Consider the following 21,770-nt stretch of genomic DNA (forward strand, 5'->3'; position numbering starts at 1 on the left):
AGCATGCAATCTTAGCGCATGCAATCTCAGCACATTGTTAACCTGACTTAATCATATAAGTGTTGCTATCGCCATTGTGTATCAACGATTTACAGTTTGGCAGAAACTGTAAGACCGGCCAAATTGTAACTATCTGATTCACAGTTCCGCCTACAGAACTTTTTTTGATAATCTCATAGCATGCAAAGTTTTGTTATGCTCTTGCTTGCGCCCACGGTTTTTTAACGGCTTATTGCCTAGGCTGCACTTGGTTGAAGAGGGAACTCAGATGCCATTGGTTTGAGCAATTTTCAGCAGCAGCGCTGGGCATCTTCGGACAACCCTCTTCAACCTTCGTTCAGCGCGGCAATGGCGCCTAAAACCTCATGGCTGCAGAGCAAGACATAACTTCAACTTTGCAACTCTTCAACTCTTCAACTCTTCAACTCTTCAACCCTTCAACCCTGCACCCTGCAACCCTGCATCTTTGTAACTATCTGATATAGGGTAGTCTGGGGTGATGTTGATAGTCAGGTAGTTACAAAACATCTCTTTTTTAAAATCGGAATCTTTTGTAACATATTGATACACAGTGCCCCCTATGGGTAAGCTTAACGCATCCCTTCACAGAACGCATCTGAATCAACTTCTGGTATTACTTCTGTCCTTTGATACCCGTGTCGTTCTTTGTGCTGGCTGAAACGAGATGAAATGAGATGAGATGAGATGAAACGAAACGAGATGAAACGAGATGAAATGAGATGAGATGAGATGAAATGAAACGAGATGAAACGAGATGAAACGAGATGAAATGAGATGAGATGAGATGAAATGAAACGAGATGAAACGAGATGAAACGAGATGAAATGAAATGAAACGAGATGAAGCGAGATGGAAAGAAATGAAACGAAAAGAAACGAAAAGAAACGAGCTGAAATGAAATGTTCATTAAAAATTTACAAGTTTAAGGTGCGTCTAGCACTCTTTTTGCAACCGCAACGTATTTTTAGCTGCGGTTGTTTTTATATGTAGTGGCCTCGCAACTTTATGTGCTGATTGTGAATCTTATATGTGCTGGTAGCGAATCTTATATGTGCTGGTAGCGAATCTTATATGTGCTGGTAGCGAATCTTGTATGTGCTGAAGGTGAAGTTTTTAGGGTAATGATAAAGAGGTTTTTGGGGCAATAATTAAGCAGCTTTTAGGGTAGTGATTAAGCAGCTTGTTGGTTATGGCTAAGCAGGTTTTTCAGACGGATAGTCCCTCCAGGTGGAGGAAAATCAAGTGGAGCGCAAGAGTGATTCTTTTTGCTGTGGCTCTGCTGGTTGCGGTGTTCATTGCGATGTTTATCATTGACCACATTCCGTCATTGCCGTTTAACCAGGATTACAAAAAAGCGGTGCTGGCAACACGGCCGTTTTTGCAGGAAACAAAGTATTCCAAGGAATATTCCGGTTTCAGACCTTACATTTCTGATAAGCAATTTCATCATAATTATGCGCAGGAGAAAGCTGCAAGACTCTCTAAATTAAAGAGATTCCACGGCTTTGGAGATACTTTGCAGCAAAAATACATAGACAGCTGGCAAGATTGCAGCGCTGGAATAAGGGCAGGTTTTTATGTTGCATGGGACCCTAAATCTTATAATTCTCTGCGGAGAAATATTCACAATCTTAACCTTGTAATGCCGGAGTGGTTTTTCATTGACACTCTAACTGACGGACTTAAAACAAACATAGACCGCAAGGGTCTTAGTCTGATGAGAAAGAGCGGTGTGCCAATCATGCCAATGTTCAGCAACAACGTGAACAAAGAGTTCCGGGCATCTGCAATAGGGAGGATACTGCATAATCCGCACAAGCAGAAAGTGCTTATAGACAGCTTGGTAGCAAAGTGCCTAAAGTATAAGTTCGTTGGAATTAATTTGGATATAGAGGAACTTCAGGAGAGCAGGGATGAGTATCTGACGGAATTTGTTATTAAGCTCACGACAGAATTTCATCGTCATAACTTGTTGGTATCCCAAGATATAGAGCCGTTCAATACTGATTATAATGTTAAGGAGCTGGCCAAATATGAAGATTATCTGGTACTTATGGCGTATGATGAATACTCTATGTCCAGCGACCCCGGACCAATAAGTTCTCAGAAATGGATTGAAGCAGCATTGGATAATCTTGCAAAAGGAGTACCTAACAACAAGATAATCTTGGGTTTGGCAGCATTTGGATATGACTGGAGCAATGGTCCGGATGGGAATGTGAGCATAACTTATCAGGAGGCTTTATCCAGAGCAGCGGAGAGCGATTCAAAAATTAACTTTGATGATAACACCTACAACTTAAGTTACGCTTGTGATGATGAGCGTGGTTTTTTGCATCAGGTGTTTTTTACTGATGCTGCAACTACTTATAATGTAATGCGTTTCGGAGCCGAGTATGGAATTGCGGGATTCGGATTGTGGCGTCTCGGAAGCGAGGATAACAGGATTTGGAAATACTATCCAAAGGATATGGAGGATAATCCTCTAGGACATGAAGGGGAGAAATCTTTTGAAGAAGTAAGGTTGCTTAACGGCATTAACTATCTTGGAGACGGCGAGATTCTGGATGTTATGAAGACTCCTCAAAGGGGTAAGATTGAGATAGTTATGGATAATGCGGATAAGCTGATTGCGGAGGAAAACTATATTAAAATTCCAACATCTTTTCAGATTTTAAAATACGGTGAGGCGGAAGACAAGCAGCTGCTTATTACTTTTGATGACGGACCGGATGAGAGATGGACTCCTAAAATCCTGGATATCTTAAAGAAATATCATGTACATGCTGCATTTTTCCTAGTCGGTTTACAGGCGGAGAGGAATCTTCCAATTGTAAAAAGAATTTATGAAGAAGGGAACCTTCTTGGTAATCATACATTTACGCATAAAAATGTTGCAAAGGAGTCTCCCGACAGAACTTTTGCAGAATTAAAGCTTACCCGTCTTTTGATAGAGTGCATAACGGGACACAGCACAATTTTATTCCGTCCTCCTTACAATGCGGACAGCGAGCCGGCAAACATGGAAGAGCTTATCCCGGTGGTACTTGCGCGCAAACAAAATTACATTGATGTTGGAGAATCTATAGACCCGGAGGATTGGCAGCCGGGAATAACGGCGGATACTATTTTCAACAGAGTGGTCAGACAGGTAAAGCAGGGAAACGGACATATTATTTTGCTGCATGATGCAGGCGGCGAGACTAGAAAAGAGACAATTAAGGCACTGCCAAGAATAATAGAATACTTTCAGAAACAGGGATATACCTTTACTACGCTGGATAAAATTTTGGATAAGAACAAAGACCAGCTGATGCCAAATGTTGATAAGGGCAATGAGTATTACGCTATTCAGGCAAACATGGCGTCAGTTACTATCATGTATGAAATTATAAAGTTCCTGACAGCGCTGTTCATAATATTTATAATACTCGGACTTGGCCGCCTTGTATTTATGATAGCTCTAACAACAAAGGAGAGACTAAGGGAGAGGAGAAGAAGGAACGAACTGAATCCTCAGTTGATAGTGCCCGGCACTGCTCCAAAAGTTTCTATCATTGTCCCTGCTTTCAATGAGGAAGTGAATGCTGTCTCCTCTTTGCAAAACCTTCTAAAACAGGATTATCCAAACTTTGATATAATATTTGTTGACGATGGCAGCAAGGACGAAACTTACAAGAGAGTATGTGATGCGCTATCGGGAAATAAAAAAATAAAAATATTCACCAAGCCAAACGGCGGCAAGGCATCTGCCTTAAACTTTGGAATTGAGCAAACTACGGCAGATTTTCTGGTTTGCATAGACGCGGATACTAAACTTTACAGCAATGCTGTTTCTCTTTTGATGACTCATTTTATTTGTGATAAAGAGAAAAAAGTTGGAGCGGTTGCAGGTAATGTAAAGGTTGGAAATCAGCTGAATATGCTTACCAAATGGCAGGCTATTGAATATACCACCAGCCAAAATTTTGACCGCAACGCTTATGCCGCAATTAACGCTATTACAGTTGTTCCAGGCGCAATAGGGGGATTCCGAAAGAGCGCAATAGCGGCTGCCGGAGGACTCACCACGGATACTCTTGCAGAAGATTGCGATTTGACAATCAGAATTTTAAGAGCAGGATATGTTGTTGAAAATGAGAACCGTGCCGTGGCAATGACAGAGGCTCCGGAGAAGATTGACCAGTTCATGCGCCAGAGAGTACGCTGGAGCTTTGGAATAATGCAGACATTTTGGAAGAACAGGGATGCGTTAATGACTCGCAAGCACAAAGGCCTGGGATTGTGGGCATTGCCTAATATGCTTGTATTCCAGTTTATCATTCCTACTTTCTCTCCTCTTGCAGATTTGTTTATGATTATAGGACTTTTCAGCGGAAATGCCGGAAGAATATTTATTTACTATTTGATATTTACTCTAATTGATGCAAGCGTATCTATTGCCGCATATCTATTTGAGAGAGAGAAACTTTGGGTTCTGTTTTGGATTATTCCGCAACGCTTCTGCTACAGATGGATAATGTATGTTGTTCTCTTTAAGAGCTATAAGAGGGCAATTAAAGGAGAGCTGCAAACATGGGGCGTTCTTAAGAGAACCGGCAATGTCAAGGAGATAGGGGCATAGTATATTCTCTTTTTTCTCAAATCAATTTTTGACCTTATAATTTAAAGCCATACCTTTGCTGCGCTTTTTTTGCACATGTAATGGGATGGGAGCTTGTGCTGCCGGTTTAAAAGTATTGATAAAAGAGATGAAAAACTACTCCGTTCAGAGAGTTAACTTGGCTGCCTATTTAGGCTGCGCATTTTTTGGTGTGACAATGCTTTCATTGGGAGTAATCCTCCCTCCTCTGCAAAAGATTCTGCCAGAGGCGCTTGCATTGCCTCCATTGTTATCCGTCGGGATAATAACAGGCACTATTTTATTTGGTCCCATAATGGACCGCTACGGCTATAAGTGGCTGCTCACCTGCGCTACATTTTTCTTGCTTGTCGGGTTGATTGGCATGGCTTACTCAGAGGATATTAGGGTTTTGCGGGCTAGCATATTTTTGATTGGCTTTGGCGGAGGCATCCTTAACGGAGAGACAATAGCAATAGTTTCAGACATCAATGATGATGCTCACCGCACTACCAAGCTGAGTATTCTTGCAGGCAGCTATTGCGTTGGGTGCATACTTTGGACGTTGTCTTGCAATGTGTTTGAAAACTACAAGATTCCATTGATTGCCAGCGCAATAATTATGGGGGCGGCAGTTATATTTTTTATCTGTACAAAATTTCCCGGGGCTAAAAATTCATCTTCTAATACCGTAGAAACATCTTTCATCTTCAGAAACATCGCCGGAAGCATCTTCAGAAACATCGTCGGAAACTTCAGTTCCTGCAAAGACCGATACATACAAGACCGGAAACAATGAGAATGGTTTTGCGGCATTTTTTAAATCCTTTGCCCTGCTTAAATATCCTGCACTTGTGATAGTTGCAATAATGCTCTTCTTTCAGACTGCGCTTGAGGCTGTAAGCGTAATCTTCACAACATCCTATATTACAATGTTTCAGGGTGGTTTGGATATAAAGCATGCGCTGTTTTCTCTTACTCTTATGACTGTTGGAATGATGCTGGGAAGGTTTGCAATACCGGTGATTATCAAGAAGCTAAGAGATATTATTGCTTTGGACGTATATTTGCTGCTGGCATTTATAGGATGTATATTGCTGATACTTTGGCCAATGTCTGTTCCGGCCGTATATATTGCCATGACCTTGATTGGCTTTGGCATTGCCGCCACTCCTCCAATTATTTTAGGCTATCTGGGAAGCGTATTCCGTAAAAAATCAGGGTCAGCATTTTCAATTGCAATCTTCATAGCGCTGTGCGGACAGCTTGTAGCTAATTTGTTTATAGGCAAGGTCTTTCTTGCAAATCCGGCACATCACAGCGCATTTATTTTATTCCCGATAGTTCCTTGCGTGCTAATTGTTATTGTTATTTTAATGGCTCCTTTTGCAGTCGCACGCTGCAAGAAGACACGCATATACAATGATAATAACGGCATTCAGCTCTAAAAACTTATTTGCCTTACCAAGATTATTAAAGTAAATTTGCCGGCGTCTTAAAAAGCAAGCAAATGAAAACATTTTCCGTGAGCAAGGTGAATTTTGCGGCATGCGCCGGCATGGCCTATTTTGGAGTTGCAATGCTCTCTTTGGGAGCAATTCTTCCCCCTTTGAAAGTTGCTGTGCCTGAGGCTATCGGACTGCCTCCAATCATGTCTGTCGGGATAATAATAGGCACTATTCTGTTTGGCCCCGTTATGGACCGCTTTGGGTATAAGTGGCTGCTGATTATCAGCTCTTTTCTCCTTATGCTTGGCTTGCTTGGACTTGCGGCGGGCGCTCATCTTGGCTTGCAGCAAAATGTGGTTTTGAATTTTCTAAGAGTCAGCATTTTTCTTGTAGGTCTTGGAGGCGGAGTCCTTAACGGAGAGACAAATGCTTTGGTATCAGATATTTATGATGACGAACACCGCGGCTCAAAATTGAGCGTGCTGGGGGCTTGCTACTGCATAGGCGCTCTGCTTTGGACGCTTGCATGTTTTGCCACATCTGATCTTCTTGTAAAATTTGCAGGTGTTGCTGTTAACGGCTATCAATTTTGTCTGATAGTCTTTTCTGTTATCATGGCGGCTCTCATTATATTTTTTATCTGTACAACTTTTCCGGAGGCAAAACTTAAGGCTGTTGCAAATTCTGTAGGAAAGCCTGTGAAGAGTGCCGCGGAGGAGATAAACTTCTGGAACTCATTTAAATTCATTAAGTATCCGGCTCTTGTATTGGTGGCTGCTGTTTTGTTTTTCCAGAGTGCGCTGGAGGGAACCAGCGGAAGTTATACTACTTCATTTTTGACTGCCATTCCGGGAGGACTTGCGGCAAACATTGCAACTCTTTCACTTACAATGTTTACCATTGGAATGATGGCTGGCCGTTTTGCGCTGGGCGCTCTTATGAAAAAGATGCAGTCAATCATGGTACTCAACTTTTATATGGTTGTAGGCGTAGTTGGCGCAATCTTGATGTCATTCTTACCTGCTTCAATAACAGCTGTTTATGCCTCAATGATACTGCTTGGTTTTGGAGTTGGCGCAACATATCCGGTCATGCTCAATTACCTTGGAGGAATATTCCGCAGGCAATCAGGCGCCGCGTTCTCTCTTGCAATTTTTATAGCGCTTTGCGGGCAATTTCTTGGCAACTTTTTTGTTGGGAAAATGTTTACGACGCAATCAATCTTTACGGGAGTGTTTAAATTCTTCCCAATTGTGATGGGTGTATTTATTCTCATTATAATCGCGATAGCTCCTCTTGCCGCAAAGAAGTGTGAGAAGACAAAAGAGGAGAATCAAAAGAAAGGGATAAAACTTTAAAACAATATATATTATGTTAGCAAATCAATGGAAAAAGAACGCAATAGGCGTTATGGACAAAATTGAATCTACCCAAATGGAGCAGATTAAGAAGGTTGCAGGTGTTATGGCTGACTGTCTTCAGAGCGGTCATTTGGTTCACACCTTTGGCTGCGGACATGCAAATCTTCCTATAGAAGAAATGTATCCAAGAATTGGAGGCTTTGTAGGATTTCATCCGCTGTGCGAGCTTCCTCTTACTTTCTTTACGCATATTGTTGGAGAGATGGGTATCAATCAGTTCCTGTGGCTGGAGAGAGCGGAAGGCTACGGAAAGGCAATCATGTCCAGCTGGAATTTTAACAAGAATGATTTGCTGTGGATTTTCTCACATACAGGAATCAACGCAGTAAATATTGAGGTTGCATTGGAGGCTCAGAAGAGAGGAATGAAAGTTATCGCTTACGGAAGTGCCGGAGACACAGGCAATAAGCCAAGCCGTCACTCAAGCGGAAAGAATTTGTTCCAGGTTGCAGATTATGTAGTTGATTCTTGCTGCCCTCTGCAGGATGCATCTGTAGATTTAAAGAACCACCCAGGATAAAATAGGTCCTCTTTCTACAATGGCATTTGTTACAACTGTCTGGATGACAATGTGTACTGTTGCAGAAATTCTTGCAGACAGAGGAGTTCATTTGTACATACATCCTTCTCACAATGTACCAGGTGATACAACGGCTCATGAGAGACTTGATGCTTGTCTTGCGGAGTACAAGAAGAGAGTTGCAGGCGTATAACCTCAAGCAAATTAACTAGATACAAATGTATTCAAAATACGATATCACAACGGCCAAGTGGGGCAATGTTTCCAAAGTGAAGCAGTACCACCTGGCCATTTTGCCTTGGGGCTCAACTGAGCCTCACAACAGGCATCTGCCTTATTGCACGGATATGCTTACCGTTCAGGCAATTGCATTTGAAGTTGCAGAGGCTGCGGCACAAGCAGGGGGTCAATGCAATGGTGTTGCCCGGCATTCCTCTGGGTTCTCAGAACCCCGGACAAATACAGCTCCCGTTCTGCATTCATGCAACACAGCAGACACAAATGTGCGTGCTGCGAGACGTTGTTAATTCTCTTAAACATCAGGGAATTAACAAGCTTCTCATAATGAGCGGGCATGGCGGCAATATCTTTAAGGGAATGATAAGAGACCTTGCAATGGAGGAGCCTTCATTTACAATCTGCCACAATGAGTGGTTTGCCTTTATTCCTCGCGACGGATTTTTTGAGGAGAAAGATGATGACCATGCAGGAGAGCAGGGAGACGTCGGTAATGCTTCATTACTACCCAGAGCTTGTAGAGATGAAGCTGGCCGGAGAGGGCAAATTTAAGAGGTTTGCAATAGAAGGGCTTAATAAAAAAGTTGCCTGGGCGCCAAGCGACTGGGCAAAGACTACGCAAGATACAGGCGTAGGTAATCCCAAGAAAGCCACTGCTGCCAAGGGTGCTGCTTATATGAAAGTTGTACTTCCTCAGATTGTCAAATTTGTTGTTGACTTTGCAAAAAAGAAAGATTTTTATGATAAGTGAAAAAAGAGGTAACGTTTTCCACGGGATACTTTTAATTGCATTATTCTCATTATCGGGCATTTTATATTGCAGATTTTCAATGGGTAAAGGACTTGTCTTTAAGTCCGCTTATAGTTGGTATCATCCTTGGAATGCTGTATGCCAACAGTTTTACGTAATTTTATTCCGCAGACATGGGTCCCCGGAATAAAAATTTTGCACTAAGCAAGTTTTGCGCACGGGCATTGTCTTGTACGGATTTAGATTAACAATCCAAGAGGTTTTGCAGATTGGATGGCCCGCGTTCCTGACAGATACTATAATCATCATAGGCACATTTATTATCGGAATTTTGCTTGGGAAACTTTTGAAGATGGATGCGGATACAGCCTTGATGACTTCAACCGGAAGTGCAATTTGCGGGGCTGCTGCCGTTCTTGGCGCAGAGCCGATAGTTAAATGCGAGCCGCACAAGACTGCGGTCGCAGTAACAACTGTCGTGATATTCGGCACTCTTTCCATGTTCATTTATCCTATAATGTACAGGTCTGGAATACTGCATCTTACACCACAGCAGATGGCAATATATACCGGCTCAACTTTGCATGAGGTAGCTCACGTAGTTGGTGCCGGCAATGCTGTAGATCCCGACGGTTCCTTAATGATTGCAGGGCAGGCTACAATAACCAAGATGATTAGGGTGATGCTGCTGGCTCCGGTGCTAGTGATTATGGGGCTGGTCTTATCCCGTAAAAAAGGTCCGGGTGAAACTGAAAATGAGACAAAAACAACATCAGATAATAAAACCGCAAAGAAGAGAAGCAAAATAACAATACCTTGGTTTGCATTTGGGTTTATTGGAATTATCCTGTTTAATTCTCTTTTAAACAGTTGCTCTTTCTTGCCTCAAAAATTTATGGGACAGCTTATTGGCGGAATTAATAATTTTGACACATTCCTGCTTACCATGGCAATGACTGCGTTGGGCGCAGAGACTAGTTTTGATAAGTTTAAACAGGCCGGGGCAAAACCGTTTTATCTGGCCGGGTTAATTTACATTTGGCTTCTTGGCGGCGGATATCTGCTTGCCAAGTATTTTGTGCCATTATTTTAGGCATCCAAATTTTTGTTAAATGTCTAATTTTCCTTACATTTGCCGCTCCTTAAGAGGCGGCAAATGTTGCTTAAAGGAATAGACCTCCGCGTAAAGCGGAACTACAAATAATGTTTAACAACTAATTAATTTTTTAATTAATCATGAGTAAAGAGAAACCAATCGTGGAAAATGAGGAGACTACAGAAGCTCCCGTCCGCAAGAAAGAAGAATCATTAGATTCTTACAAAGAGGAAGTTGCAGATGCTTCCGCACAACCTAAAAAAAGAAAAAGCAACGTTTCAGTTGACCCTGCTAAGTTCAACTGGGATGAATTTGAGAAGGCTGCAGATTACGGCGCACCTAAAGAAGAAGTAGAGAAAGAGTATGACAATACATTCTCTAAAGTTATTGAGAATGAAGTTGTTGAAGGAACCGTTACCGCTATGACAAAGAGAGAGGTAATGGTAAACATCGGCTACAAGAGCGAGGGTGTCATTTCAATAAGCGAGTTTAGATATAATCCGGATCTTAAAGTTGGAGACAAAGTAGACGTTTACGTTGAGAATGTTGAGGACAAGAACGGTAAGTTAATAGTATCACATAAGAAAGCATGCTCTCTTAAATCTTGGGATAGAGTTAATGAGGCCTTTGATAAGGGAGAGATTGTTAAGGGATATATCAAGTGCCGTACTAAGGGCGGTATGATTGTAGATGTATTTGGAATTGAGGCATTCTTGCCTGGTTCTCAGATAGATGTTAAGCCAATCAGAGACTATGATGTATTTGTCAATAAGACAATGGAGTTCAAGGTTGTTAAAATCAATCATGAATTCAGAAATGTAGTTTTGTCTCACAAGACTTTGATTGAGGCAGAACTTGAAGCACAGAAAGCACAGATTATCAGCAAGCTGGAGAAGGGACAAGTTCTGGAAGGAACTGTCAAGAATATCACTTCTTACGGTGTATTTGTTGACCTTGGCGGAGTTGACGGACTTATCCACATCACAGATTTGTCTTGGGGAAGAATCAACAATCCGGAAGAGGTTGTTAAACTAGACCAGAAGATTAATGTTGTTATCCTTGATTTTGATGAGGAGAAGAAGAGAATTGCTCTTGGTTTGAAGCAACTTACACCTCATCCTTGGGATTCTTTGGATCCTAATTTGAAGGTTGGAGATAAGGTAAAGGGCAAGGTTGTAGTCATTATGGATTACGGCGCATTTGTAGAGATTCAGCCTGGTATTGAGGGTCTTATCCACGTATCAGAGATGTCATGGTCTTCTCACCTGAGAAGCGCCCAGGATTTCTTGAAGCTTGGTGATGAGGTTGAAGCACAGGTTCTCACTCTAGACAGAGAAGAGCATAAGATGTCTCTTGGAATGAAACAGCTAAAGGCTGATCCATGGGCAACTATTATGGATAAATATCCTGTCGGGAGCAAACATACTGCCATTGTTAGAAACTTTACAAACTTTGGAGTATTTGTAGAACTTGAGGAAGGTGTTGACGGTCTTGTACATATAAGCGATTTGTCTTGGACTAAGAAGATTAAACATCCTTCTGAGTTTACAGCTCTTGGAGACCAGCTGGAGGTTGTAGTTTTGGAAATTGATAAGGACAACAGAAGATTATCATTGGGCCACAAGCAGTTAGAGGAGAATCCTTGGGACACATTTGAGACTATATTCACAGTTGGTTCTGTTCATAACGGAACAATTGTTTCATTCAATGAGAAGGGTGCAACCGTTGCACTTGAATATGGTATAGAGGGATTTGCACCTGCTAAGGGACTTGTTAAAGAGGACGGCACTACTGCAAAAGCAGAAGAGAAGCTGGACTTCAAAGTTATAGAGTTCAACAAGGGCGCAAAGAAGATTGTTCTTTCTCACTCCAGAATTGCTGAGGATAAGAAGAGAGAGGCTAACGGCGAGAAACCGGTAGCTGAGGCAAAAGCTTCTGAATCAGAGAATACTAAGAAGGCAGTTAAGAAGGTAAAGGCTAACGTTGAGAAGACAACGCTGGGCGATATCTCTGAGCTTGCAGATCTTAAGAAGGAAATGGATAAAGAGGCCAAAGCAGAAAAGGCTGAAAAGAAAGAAGAAAAAGCTGAATAGATTTAGTGGAATTTTCTTTTACCACATTGGGTACCGCATCTGCGCGTCCCACTTCTAACAGATATCCAAGCGCTCACATACTAACCATAGGTGGGCGCTTGTTTTTGATAGACTGCGGGGAAAGCGCTCAGATACAGATGACAAGAGCAGGATTATCTATCGCGAGAATAGATAATATCTTTATCTCTCATCTGCACGGGGATCATATTTTTGGTCTGTTCGGACTGCTCTCCACAATGGATATGGTAGGGAGAGTTTCTCCGCTTCACATGTATGCTCCGGCTGAGATGCAGAGCATTCTGGATTTCTTTTTGCACCAGTTTGGCGGGCTTAAGTATCAGGTAGTTCTGCATGCCGTCAAATGTAAGGAGCCTGTTAAAATACTGGAATTTAAATCTTTGGATGTATATGCGTTTCCTCTTAAGCACAGAGTGGAAACATACGGCTATCTTTTTAAAGAGAAGGCGCCGCAGCAAAATATCATTAAAGAGAAAATAGAGGAGAAGCATTTGACTATTGAGGAGATGGCAAGGCTTAAGGAGGGAAATAATATTACTCGCGATAGCGGTGAAACGTTGCTCTCTTCTGAACTCACTTACACGCCGTTTTATCCGCGCAGTTTTGCATACTGCTGTGATACAGCTCCTTTCCGTGAATTGCCGGGATGGGTTAAGGGCGTTGACCTGATGTATCATGAGGCTACTTACGGTAATGATTTGGATGTGCTTGCTAAGAGTACTTTTCATTCTACTGCCGCAGATGCAGCTCAATGTGCCAAAGATGCATGTGCCGGCAAGCTTGTAATAGGCCATTATTCTTCCCGTTACAGAAGCGTGGAAGTCCTTTTGGCTGAGGCGCGTAAAGTGTTCCCGGAAACTTACCTGTCAAAAGAGGGAACGAAATTTGATATCCCTGTTAAGACCGCAGTGTCAGATACCAAAAATTTGGCTGCTCACTAAGAGGCGCTTGGTTAATCACCTGTCGGGATTAAAATTATTTTATTTGTTATGTCAAGATTTTTAAAGAGATTATTGTTGTCTGCTGCAATTATTTGTACAGCAGGAGTTTATAGTGCCAATGCGCAGAGCTATCTGAATACTCCGCGCACATACCCTTCAATTAATTATAACTCATCTGATTTGAATTTTGCAGGGGCCAAGTACAAGCAGACTTTGTTCTATCTCTCTAATTTTTACCTGGATACGGTGAATGTCCAGAAGATTACGGATAATGCAATTACAAAGGTGATGCAGGAGCTGGACCCTCATTCTGTTTACATTACTGCTAAGGATGTGGCGGAGATGGAGGAGCCTTTGGTAGGAAATTTTGACGGAATAGGAATAGAGTATGCTATTATAAATGATTCATTATCAGTACAAAGTGTTATTCCGGGAGGTCCTTCTGAAAAAGTGGGACTGCATGCAGGCGATAAAATTATAAAAGTCAACGGGGAGTCTATTTGCGGTACGCATCTGACTACCAAGCGTGTGCTGGGTTATCTTAGAGGGGACCGCGGTACAAAAGTTAACATTGCAATTTTAAGAAGGGGAGTGAACGAAGAGATTGATGTTACAATTACCAGAGATAAGATTCCTTTGAATACGGTTGATGCTGCCTACGAGATTTCAAACGGTATTATGATGATTCGCATAAGCCGTTTTGGAGCAGAGACTTACAATGAGATGATGACACCGCTTAAAGCGTATATGTCGGCCCACAAGGGGAAACTTAGAGGAGTGATTTTGGACTTGCGCGGTAATCCCGGGGGATATTTGGAAACTGCGTTAACCATTGCTAATGAGTTCCTTGAGAAGGGGCAGCTTATTCTTTATACAGAGGGACGTGCTGTAAATCGTACAGATGATATTGCAAACGGTGCGGGAATTTTGAAAAATATTCCTCTTGCAATTTTGATTGATGAGAGTTCCGCTTCTGCCAGCGAGATTGTTTCCGGCGCAATGCAGGATTGGGACAGAGGCACTATTATTGGCCGCCGCTCATTTGGCAAAGGCCTTGTACAGCAAGAGTTTCCGCTGCAGGATGGAGGACGCTTGCGTCTTACGATTGCCCGTTATCATACTCCAAGCGGCCGTGTAATTCAATCTCCTTATGAAAACGGCGAGGCTGATAAATATTATGAGAACGTTATAAAGAGGTATCTTTCTGACGAGCGCTTTAACAAAGACAGCATCAAGATAAATGACTCCTTAAAGTTTAAAACTCTCAAAAAAGGACGCATTGTTTATGGCGGCGGCGGTATCATTCCTGATGTCTTTATGCCGCTTGATACTTCCTTCTATTCAAAGAGTTACATCAAGTGCGTGAACAAAGGTGTTTTGACAGATTTTGTGAATATTTACACAGATAATCACCGCAAAGAATTTAATGCGCAGTACAAAAATATGGAGCAGTTTGCCAAGGACTATCAAGTTCCCGACAGTTATTGGAATGAATTCCTTGCGTACTCCAAATCCCATGGCGTAGAATTCTCAGAGGCAGACTTAAAAACCTCCGGCGCAGAAATCCGCAAGAACCTCAAAGGCCTTATAGTCAGAGCGCTGTATGGCCTGGACGGCTATCTGAAATATGACTACGCCACAGACCCCGAGGTCCAAAAAGCCCTGGAGGTTCTGAAATAAATTCCCTTAAATGCAGGAGCGAACTATACCTGTATCTATCTGATTATCAGTACTTCCATGAAAATATCAATTTTAATGCTGCGATTTTCATGGGCGCCTTGTGAATCAGCAATTTACAAGGCTAGTTCGGAAGATAATCGGCAGCGGAGCGGCTGAAAGCCGCGCAGCCGCGCCGGAGGCGCGTGCTTCCTCGCGCGACAGCGCGTCAAACCACAAAACGGCCCGGCGCTTTGTGCCGGGCCGTATGCATGCGAGCAGAGCGAGCATGCAATCTTGGCGGAATGCTCTTCATGTGGCGCAAAGCGGCACATGCAATTCTCGCATAACTAAACCGACCTAATCATATAAGTGTTGCTGTCGCCATTGAGTATCAGCTACATACAGTTTGGCCGAATCTGTAGGATCGGCCGAATTGTAACTATCTGATTCACAGTTCCGCCTACAGAACTTTTTTGATAATCTCATCGCATGCAAAGTCTTGTTATGCTCTTGCTTGCGCCTACGGTTTTTTAACGGCTTATTGCCTGGGCTGTACTTGGTTGAAGAGGGAACTCAGATGCCATTGGTTTTGAGCAATTTTCAGCAGTAGAGCGGGGCATCTTCGGACAACCCTCTTCAACCTGCGCTCAGCACGGCAATGGCGCCTAAAACCTCATGGCTGCAGAGCAAGACATAACTTCAACTTTGCTTGGAAGATGTTCTATAAGACGAGCGGCAGTGCCGCGAGTCCGCGACCGCAGGGAGCATGCAAATTCAATCTCTCAGCATCAGGCCTGTGCGCTTGTAGGTTTCAATCTTCACGGCAGCATCTCTTTCAAGCAGCCTGCGCAGCTTAAGTATGTGATTATCAAGGCTGCGTGAGGTGAAGTAATCATCTGCGCCCCATACCTGATTCATTAAGTTGCTGCGCTCTACAATGCTTCCTTTGTGCTTGCACAAAACCTCCAGCACATCTGCCTCCTTTGGAGTCAGCTTTATATCACTGCTGTCTGCATTGTCAACCTTTTCTTCAGATGTATTGAACATCAGCACATTTTTGCTTCTGTCAAACGTGTAATGTCCTATCTTGAAAAGATATATGGATTTGTCACTATTGGCTCTTCTTAGCAATGATTTTATTTGTCCGTCCAGCTGCTCTTTGGTGAAAGGTTTCTTAAGGTATGTGTCAACGCCGGAAGCGTAACCTTTTTTAAAATCATTTGATTCTGTTAATCCTGATAGTATGATTATTGGAACATCCGGATTTCTCTTCCTTATCATAGCAGCCATTGCATTGCCATCCATTACCGGCATATCTACATCAGTTACAACTACATCCGGGCATACTGCAGCAAAAGATTCAAGTCCCTTTTTACCGTCGGGAGCAAGAGTTACCTCGTAGCCTCCAATTACTTTTTCCAACTCTGATTTCACAATAAACCTGAGCCCGGAATCATCCTCTACAAACAGAACCTTTATCATAATATGCTGTGTTTTAAGGGGTACATTAATATGACATTAGTGAACTTGTTCAATTCACTGTAAATTTTCACGTCACCTCCTTGGCCCTTAACTATCTGATAGATAAAGTTAAGGCCAATTCCGTGGCCGCTTCCTTCAGAGACATTTTTTCCTCTTTCAAATAATTCAAAAACGTTCTTAAGATTCTCAGGAGGAATCCCATGTCCGTTATCCTTTACGGAAATCTGAATATAATTGCCTTTCAGCTCAGAAGATAATTCTATAGTAACTTCATTGTCTGAATATTTGATAGAATTTTCTATCAAATTCTCTAGCGCCTCAATAAGATAATCTTTATCTGTGTCAACGTATTTGCCTTTGCTGCAATCTATTATGAAGTTTATCTTTCTGTCTGAATTTTCAACTTTGTATTTCTCTGCAAGAGATTCAAGTACCGGCTGTATTATAACTCTGGATGTTTCAAACTTTAATCTCTTTTGCTCCAGTTTTGCAATAGCAAGGACTTTATTGCACAAATCCAGAAGATGTTTTGCTTCTGACATCAGCGTAGTAAGATATTCTCCCTTTAACTGTTCATTATCTCCTAAAGCATTACTGTTAAGGCTTTTTGAAATTAAAGATATTGAACTTAGAGGTGTTTTCATATCATGTATCATGGCATAAGTGTGGTCCTGCCTCATCTTTGCAATTTCTCTCTGACGCCTGATAATATTGATTTGTTTTACAAGGCAGAAAATGACAAAAACAATTATTATAAAAGTTGATACAACAAGTTCCCACATGTTTTTTAGAATGCTCTTATAAGGATTCTTGATTATTGCCCATGCTCCAAGTGAAAAGTCTGAATTTACGGGTATTATGTGGGTTCTGAATTCCCTGGAAGTGTTCTTTGCAAAATATCCTTCATCTTCAAAAACCGTTGGGTCAGAAGAAGATATCTCTACAAACTGACTGCTATCCCAATGTACAGTCACAAAATTTCTAGAAATTTTTTTAAATAAATTGTCTGTTCTGGATTCTCCTATTAAAAATTCCAGGCCATATATGTTTTTGAGTGCTAGTTCTTTTGCAAAGTACGTTCCTATTGAAGTGTAGTCTCTTTTGCTATGATATGTGTCAGCCATGCTGCTCAGTTCAACAAATCTGTTGGTTGATAGGCCAACACCGCCGCGTGAAAGTTCTATGAAGATTGTCTGCTCTGACCTGATGGAATCTATTCTGTTCATCAGCTCCTCCTCCATTGCTTTTTTAAAGCACTCATCTACAGTGTTGTACATATTGGTGCGCATTTCATTGTAAGTGTGCGCAACCCACAGCATTTGCAGAGGAACGATTGCAATAATGGCTAGAAAAGAGAGATATTCAACGACTTTCTTCATTCCAATTGTAAACTTACAAAAACTTTACGGCTCCTAGAAAAAAATGACAATTTGGAGACATGGATTTGTTTTTAGGTTGTTCAATTTTGCTACTGAAAAATCTTATTGAATTGAGTTAAAGTAGTAGTAGTGCTTGTTTGTCAGTTAAATAAGCTTAATATATGAAAAAAAATAATTTTTTATTTGTTGTGATTATTGGGGCAACATTATTATTTCTGCCATTAACTGGGTATTCTCAGGGCAGACAGCGTTATCCGATCAAGGGTAGCAAGTGGACTCATTTTGCGATAGATACTTGCCAATATGTTGTGACGTATGAGTTTAAATTTTGCGGTGAGATGGGCAAGACCAAGAGTGGAGACGATATCTATTACGATACCAAACGCGTGGAAGTCGGGAACAGGTTTGTGCGCTATCATACTTACCTTGGTGAAAGGATGGATTCTCTGGGTCATGTCTACAGTAAGGAATATTCATGGCATGACAAGCTTGGTGTGAATAATAATCCCACGTGGGAGGATGTATATTTTAACTATCCTAAGAGTGGGGAACTTTTTTTTACCTCTTTGCTGATAAATTACGAATACTGTTATGTTGGACCGATCCCAAAGATGGAATGGAAAATGATTGACGGTCAGGATACTACAATTATTAACCATAAGTGTTATATGGCAACAACTGATTTTTGCGGGCGCCATTATATTGCATGGTTTGCACCAGATATTCCAATCCAATACGGCCCGTACAAGTTTAATGGTCTTCCGGGAATGATATTAAAGATAGAGGATTCAGAGAAATTTTTTAGGTGGACCGCAATAAGTCTAGTCACACCGAGAACTATCAAGCCTATGTATTTTGAGCAGGCAAAAACGGTGGTAAAGACGGATAGAAAAGGGTATTTGAAGATGTTGAACATGTTTTGGAAAGATCCAGGTATGTTCTATAAATCACAGGGTGCCAGGGTTTATGTTGGAGGAATAGGATATTTGCAGCCTGGACAGGTGTCACTTCCGCAAATTCCTGAGATTGAGAATGAATAATGCTTTGGTTAAAAAATCGTTGCTAATAATTTTGTTGTTGTTATTTGTTCTTCCATTATACGGACAAATATCAGGCAGAAGAGTTAATGTTAGGTTTCGGTACGGCTCAAAATATACACACAGAGTTATTGATACATGTAAGTTGTTTATTACATATCAATTAAAGCTTAAATGGGCCGTTGCAAAAAGAGATTCAATTAGAGAAGTTCTGAATTGTGCAGACGTTCCTGTTAGGATTGATACTGTTGATATCTCGCAAGTGCTGCTTTGAAATAGGTAAATTTAAAGTAAGCTATTATGAGGCATTCATTACTTCTTGCACTTATTCTATTGTTATGCAGTAGCGTAGCGGCACAGCAGGTAAACATAAGTGGCGCAGTTAGATACAAAGATACCGGAGAACCTGCCGCAGGGAGCAATGTGTTGTTATTCTCCAAAGACGGCAAGTCTCTGCTCAGTTATTCGTCTGCAAATTCTTCTGGGAATTACAGTGTAAATTATTCTGGTAATCGCGACAGTTTGCTGCTTAAAATTACAGGATTCAACATAAAAACAGTGGAAAGGAGAATAAAAAATATTTCTCAAAAGATTGATTTCACTGTTTCTGCACAAGCCTTAAAGCTTGATGATGTGGTGGTTAAGCCCAAGGCGATAACAAGGAGAAGTGATACATTAAGTTACAATGTTTCCGCTTACAGAGATTCTATGGATTTTGCAATTGCGGATGTGATGAAAAAAATGCCTGGCATTACGGTTAAAAGTTCCGGTGAAGTGCTCTACAACGGCAAGAGCATCAGCAAGTTCTACATAGAAGGCATGGATATGATGGGAAGCAAATACGGACTGGCGGTAAATAACATTCCTTCCAAAGATGTTGCCGCCGTGCAAGTTCTGGAGAATCATCAGCCAATAAAATCTATGAGAGATAAAGTCTTTTCTGATGCTGTGGCTTTGAACCTAAAATTGAGAAACAAGTCAAAAGGAGTGTTTGCATATACATTGACTGGAGGGGGCGGATACAGGCCTCTAATGTGGAATGCGGGTGCGGTACTAATGCAATTTAAATCTAAGTTCCAGTTCTTTACAACGTATAAAAGTAATAATAGCGGGAGTGATATTTTATCTGAAATGTCTTCTCTATATGGAACCAAACAGGAGATTGGTTCTATGATTGATGTACATTTTCCAAGCGCTCCAAATACCGGACTTTCCAGATATATGGACAATAAAACGCAGGCTATTTCTATTAATTCAATTTTCAAGCTTAGTGAGGAGAAAGACAACACACTAAAGTTTAATCTGAACTATTACCATGATATTCAAAAGTTTAATTCTTTTTCAAATACGGTTTATTATATTGACGGCAAAGAACCAATTGATATTAAGGAAAATACGCATGCATATTCAGGTACGGACAATATAGATTTAAGTTCATCTTTTGTTGCAAACAACTCAAAATCTTATTTTTCCAACAAGTTTGATTTTACTTCACAATGGAATAAAAATCATGGCAGTGTTATTACGGGAGGGGATACCTGCCTGCAAAGAATGAGGATGCCTGCATATAAATTGAGAGATAATACTTTTGTTGTTCAATATTTTGGAAATACGCGTTGTGCATTTAGTGCAAATCTTTCATATCTTCATTTGCCTTCTATGCTAAGAGTTAGTCCTGTTATATATCCGGAAATCTTTGGAGATGTGTCTTCGTCAGGAAAGAGTGCTGTGCAAAATACTGGTATTGACTCGTTTAACGCCTCTTCTTCTGCTGAGATAGAGTACAGAGTTGGAAAATTTAGTTTTGGATGTGTGCCTGCAGTGTCATTACAACATTACAAGATGACAAGCTCTTTATACGAGGATAACGCTGCTGCATCAGGGACTTTATCGGGTCCTTCAGCCCCGGACTCTCTGAATAACAATCTAATATCCAAGCGTCTGGACGGTTATTTTACGGGAGATGTTACATATGCAAGGGATGATATCAATATTTCTTTGATGTGCACTGCGGATTTTGCATACCTTAAGATTAATGACCGGCAACTGCACAATATTGATAATCAGCATAAATTGATGCTATCTCCAAGTGTTACCGTTAACTATCAGATTTCGCCCGGATATAAGGCCTATGCTGGAGCTTCAGCAAATAATTCTATGGGAATGGGAGATTCAAATTATAGCGGCTATATAATGAGTGAATACAGAACGGTCTCAGGAAGTGAGGGCAAAGTATCCAAAATAAGTAACCAAAACTGTTATATCGGATTGGATTATGCAGATGCAATATCAGAACTATTTTACTCTTTTAAAGCAAGTTGCAGCCATGCAAAGTATAATCTTATGTATGGAGTAAAATACTATGGTTCTCTCTCTAAAGTGGAGTCCTATGAGATTGATAATAATACCTCTGGCTATACACTTTCCGGGCAAATAGGTAAAGGCTTTTTAGACGGCAAGGCAAAAATTTCTATTCCTCTCTCTTACTCTGTTAATAATTCACATGTCTTAAGGCAAGGGGAGATTATGAAAATACGTACAAGAAGCATTGTTCCTTCAATGGAATTCAATGTAAAAATCTCCAAAGTATTTGGGGCCAAGTACAATATATATTACTTCTGGAACAAAAGTTACATTAAAAATAGTTCGTTCAAGATGAATGCAGTCAATTCAATTCATCAATATATGGACTTTGATTTTGTATTTCCAAAAGGCATCAGCTTTTCCATATCCGGAGAACATTATTTCAATGACGGAATCTCATCCGGCAGCAAAAATATGTTCTTTGCAGATGCCTATTTATCTATAAAAAAAGGAAAATTCGAGTACATGATTAACTGCCGCAACTTGCTGAATACTAAAAATTTCAAAAGAAGGGTCTTTACAGACATCACAGACTATGAATATAACTACAAGCTCCGTCCGCTCTCAGTACTTTTTACCGTAAGGTTTTCATTGAGGTAAGGCGGCTACCAAAAACTTTATTGCTCCCAGAAAATAATGACAATTTGGAGACATAGATTTGTTTTTATGTTGTTCAAATTTG

General features: G+C 41.1%; 13 protein-coding genes and 2 pseudogenes. 13 read left to right on the plus strand and 2 right to left on the minus strand.

What is annotated here, in order from left to right; all coding sequences use genetic code 11:
- Positions 1-1,210 precede the first annotated feature (1,210 nt).
- From LKM37_07260 to LKM37_07310, 11 genes and pseudogenes are all read left to right on the plus strand, one after another.
- Positions 1,211-4,645, plus strand: coding sequence for a glycosyltransferase (locus tag LKM37_07260; GenBank protein MCI1720785.1), 3,435 nt, complete (start codon positions 1,211-1,213; stop codon positions 4,643-4,645).
- A gap of 127 nt (positions 4,646-4,772) precedes the next feature.
- On the plus strand, positions 4,773-5,441 hold the full coding sequence (locus LKM37_07265) for an MFS transporter (GenBank protein MCI1720786.1): 669 nt from the start codon (positions 4,773-4,775) through the stop codon (positions 5,439-5,441).
- Between the two features lie 55 nt (positions 5,442-5,496).
- A complete protein-coding gene (locus LKM37_07270) occupies positions 5,497-6,090 on the plus strand; it encodes a hypothetical protein (protein ID MCI1720787.1) in 594 nt (197 codons plus the stop codon).
- Positions 6,091-6,152: 62 nt separating this feature from the next.
- Positions 6,153-7,448, plus strand: coding sequence for an MFS transporter (locus LKM37_07275; GenBank protein MCI1720788.1), 1,296 nt, complete (start codon positions 6,153-6,155; stop codon positions 7,446-7,448).
- 13 nt (positions 7,449-7,461) lie between these two features.
- The gene (locus tag LKM37_07280) at positions 7,462-8,031 is read left to right on the plus strand and encodes a sugar isomerase domain-containing protein (GenBank protein MCI1720789.1); all 570 of its coding nucleotides are present in this window, start codon (positions 7,462-7,464) and stop codon (positions 8,029-8,031) included.
- A gap of 19 nt (positions 8,032-8,050) precedes the next feature.
- Entirely contained in the window at positions 8,051-8,224 is a 174-nt protein-coding gene (locus tag LKM37_07285; GenBank protein MCI1720790.1) for a hypothetical protein, read from the plus strand.
- A gap of 25 nt (positions 8,225-8,249) precedes the next feature.
- A pseudogene (locus LKM37_07290) lies at positions 8,250-9,019 on the plus strand (creatininase family protein).
- Positions 9,009-10,112 (plus strand): annotated as a pseudogene (locus tag LKM37_07295) (YeiH family protein). The pseudogenes LKM37_07290 and LKM37_07295 overlap by 11 nt, the downstream one beginning before the upstream one ends.
- A 143-nt stretch (positions 10,113-10,255) precedes the next feature.
- Positions 10,256-12,208 (plus strand): 30S ribosomal protein S1, encoded by a 1,953-nt coding sequence (rpsA, locus tag LKM37_07300; GenBank protein MCI1720791.1) that lies wholly within the window; start codon positions 10,256-10,258, stop codon positions 12,206-12,208.
- A gap of 5 nt (positions 12,209-12,213) precedes the next feature.
- A complete protein-coding gene (locus tag LKM37_07305; GenBank protein MCI1720792.1) occupies positions 12,214-13,167 on the plus strand; it encodes a ribonuclease Z in 954 nt (317 codons plus the stop codon).
- Between the two features lie 48 nt (positions 13,168-13,215).
- Complete coding sequence (locus tag LKM37_07310) at positions 13,216-14,847, plus strand: S41 family peptidase (protein MCI1720793.1); 1,632 nt, start codon at positions 13,216-13,218, stop codon at positions 14,845-14,847.
- Positions 14,848-15,600: 753 nt separating this feature from the next.
- Here LKM37_07310 and LKM37_07315 read toward each other — a convergent pair.
- Both LKM37_07315 and LKM37_07320 read right to left on the minus strand, forming a co-directional pair.
- Entirely contained in the window at positions 15,601-16,308 is a 708-nt protein-coding gene (locus tag LKM37_07315) for a response regulator transcription factor (GenBank protein MCI1720794.1), read from the minus strand.
- The gene (locus LKM37_07320; GenBank protein ID MCI1720795.1) at positions 16,305-17,687 is read right to left on the minus strand and encodes a HAMP domain-containing histidine kinase; all 1,383 of its coding nucleotides are present in this window, start codon (positions 17,685-17,687) and stop codon (positions 16,305-16,307) included. The genes LKM37_07315 and LKM37_07320 overlap by 4 nt, the downstream gene beginning before the upstream one ends.
- A 161-nt stretch (positions 17,688-17,848) precedes the next feature.
- Here LKM37_07320 and LKM37_07325 point away from each other — a divergent pair, with 161 nt between their 5' ends.
- Both LKM37_07325 and LKM37_07330 read left to right on the plus strand, forming a co-directional pair.
- Entirely contained in the window at positions 17,849-18,727 is an 879-nt protein-coding gene (locus LKM37_07325; GenBank protein ID MCI1720796.1) for a GLPGLI family protein, read from the plus strand.
- A gap of 297 nt (positions 18,728-19,024) precedes the next feature.
- Complete coding sequence (locus LKM37_07330) at positions 19,025-21,688, plus strand: hypothetical protein (GenBank protein ID MCI1720797.1); 2,664 nt, start codon at positions 19,025-19,027, stop codon at positions 21,686-21,688.
- The last annotated feature ends 82 nt before the right edge of the window (positions 21,689-21,770 follow it).

Source organism: Bacteroidales bacterium (assembly GCA_022647615.1).
Lineage (GTDB): Bacteria > Bacteroidota > Bacteroidia > Bacteroidales > UBA932 > Egerieousia.